The organism is Bradyrhizobium sp. (genome assembly GCF_019242285.1).
Taxonomy (GTDB): Bacteria; Pseudomonadota; Alphaproteobacteria; order Rhizobiales; family Xanthobacteraceae; genus Bradyrhizobium.
Genome location: NZ_JAFAVV010000836.1, coordinates 1 through 2,340 on the forward strand (window position 1 = coordinate 1; position 2,340 = coordinate 2,340).

At 64.5% G+C, this 2,340-nt stretch carries 2 protein-coding genes; one reads left to right on the forward strand and one right to left on the reverse strand.

Features of this window, described 5'->3' with window-relative positions; all coding sequences use genetic code 11:
- Positions 1 to 688 (forward strand): amidase family protein (locus JOY90_RS34330; RefSeq protein ID WP_291695527.1); only part of this gene is annotated, 688 nt, incomplete at its 5' end.
- Between the two features lie 49 nt (positions 689 to 737).
- Here JOY90_RS34330 and JOY90_RS34335 read toward each other — a convergent pair.
- Positions 738 to 2,340, reverse strand: a 1,603-nt coding sequence (locus JOY90_RS34335) for a N,N-dimethylformamidase beta subunit family domain-containing protein (RefSeq protein ID WP_291695528.1), incomplete at its 5' end; no start/stop codon positions are given.

Genomic DNA, 2,340 nt, shown 5'->3' on the forward strand with positions numbered 1-2,340 from the left:
CGGCTTTACCGTGACCCCGCCCGACGGCAGCCCCATCGACCCGGAGGCTGTGGCCGCGGTGCGAAACGTCGCGTCGCTGCTGGAACGGCTGGGCCACGATGTCGAGGAAAAGAACATGGCGCTCGATGCCGCGAGCGCCTGGAAGACATATACCGCGATGACGCCGGCGGAAAGCGCGGCCGGGTTCGACTTCCTCACGGCCTTGGCCGGGCGGCCGGTAACTGAAGCGGATGTCGAGCCGGTGACCTGGGCGATCATCCAGCGCGGTCGCGCCCAGACAGCGGTGGAACAGGTCAAGCTGATGAATGCCCTCCGTGGCCTGTCACGCGATATTAGCGCCGATCTCATGCCTTACGACGTGTATCTCACCCCCGTGCTTACCCAGAAGCCGCGCCCGCTCGGCTATTGGGACATGAGCGAGCCGGACCTCGATCGCTACAACGCCAAGTGGAGCGACGCCGTCTTCATGTTTCCCTTCAATATTGCTCCTTTGCCGGCGATCGCGCTGCCGCTGCATTGGTCGGCGGATGGCCTGCCCATGGGCGTGCAGGCGGTCGGCCGCTACGGCGAGGAGGGAACGTTGCTGGCGCTCGCCGCGGTGCTGGAAGCCGAGACCAAGTGGGTCGAGAGGCATCCTTCGGTGTCGGCATGGGCCGGCAGGCCTATGGTTGAGAGCGAGCGCCGCTGAGGCGGGGTCGGAGGCGGCGAGCGTCAGAAAGCGCGGACCGAACGCAGCGTCAGCGGAATGCGCTCTCGCCACGGTCGAAGCTGGCGCCCGGGAGAGGCCCGTCCTTGAGGAAAGCGTCGACCACGTTCTTTGTCAGCCGCGATATGGGGTTAACGAAGTTCCGGCACGGCAGCGCGCTGCCCCAGGCGATCGAGCCGGTGGCGAAAACGGCGCCATGGTTCGGCGTGGTGAAGTAGACGATGTCCGCCCGGACAAGCGGATTTTGCGTGCCGCCGAGGCCGGGCGTCATGAAGAATATCTCTTCCTGCACCAGCGGGTAATTGTCGGTGAAAGGTTCGGACGAGGCGAGGATACGTGCGTGCGGCGGCGTTCCCAGAGCAAGGTCATAGCGGTCGATCTCGATGCCGGCGGCGCCCCCCAGGCCGAGGCCTTCGCTACCGAAAACCTCGCTCTCGATGCCTTCGAACATCCACGCTACACTACGATGATAGCTGTCCGGCATACGGCGATAGGGCACCGACTGATCCATGCCCTCCGAGGTGAAGCCAACGCCGATGAGCTTCTGAGGCGGTCGGCCGCGATGGCGCCACAGGCCGCTGCGCTCGCCGGTGCTCGCGAGGTACTGCTCGCCCGGCCTCGCCTGCCAGGCCCGCGAACCGGCTTCCAGTTTGCGGACCTCCATCACCCAGGGTTCCTCGTCGCGAAAGCCGACGCACCAGTAGTGGGAGTTGGCGCCGAGATTGAGCAAGCGACCACCGGTCGCGAGATAATCCTCGGTAGCGTCCATCATCCGCTCCGAGTAGTACTCGTTGTGCGTGCCGTTCAGGACCACCCGGTATGGTTTCAACGCCGCCACGCCTTCCCGGTGCAGATCTTCGTCTGTCAGGACGTCGTAGTCGTATTTCATCGCGTCCAGCCAGGCCACGATCGACAGGTCGGCCGGAAACTGCCACGTCGTGCCAAGCCCTGGGGCGCGGTACTTCGGCCTGAAGTTGATGATGGGACGTCGGTAGGAGGAGTAGCAGACACCTGCGCCATCGTTGTGTTGGTCGTAAGTCGAAAGACCGAACTCGACGTCATTCTTGTAGACCTCGACATCGACGCCCTGAAAGATCGGGGTCTCGGCCGTAATCGCCTGCAGCAAAGCCCCGTCGAATGCGGTGCTGATATTGGCGTATGCAAGATAGCTTGCCGTCGGTATCAGCAAGCAGATCGCCGCCTTCGGTGCGTCGCTGGGACGCACGAAAAACGGCGTATACTCCTCGGCATCGCCCGCTGTCAGCTTTATGGCGTAGACGCCGCTCTTGAGCTGATCCGGAATGCTCAGCGTCAGCGTCGGCTCCCACCGGCAATCGGTGAGCGCGTCGGCGTGCAGTTCGAGGCCGCCATATTCCCCGGGCGAAAGCCGAAAACTGTCGTTGCGGCCGGACCAGTTCCAACCGGTCTGGCCGCGCACCGGCCTGTTGTGGCCATGGGCATGCAGCCGATGGGGGCCGGTGTCCGCCACCGTGTCCCCAATCCCGTGCTCGCAATAGCCTGCGGACGTGTCCCAGTCGGCGAGCACTCCCGCCGGATCTGGGCGAGCCCCGCAACGGATCGCATCGAGAGCCGCACGATCGAGGGCCCCTTCCTGAACGCCACAACGATCGATT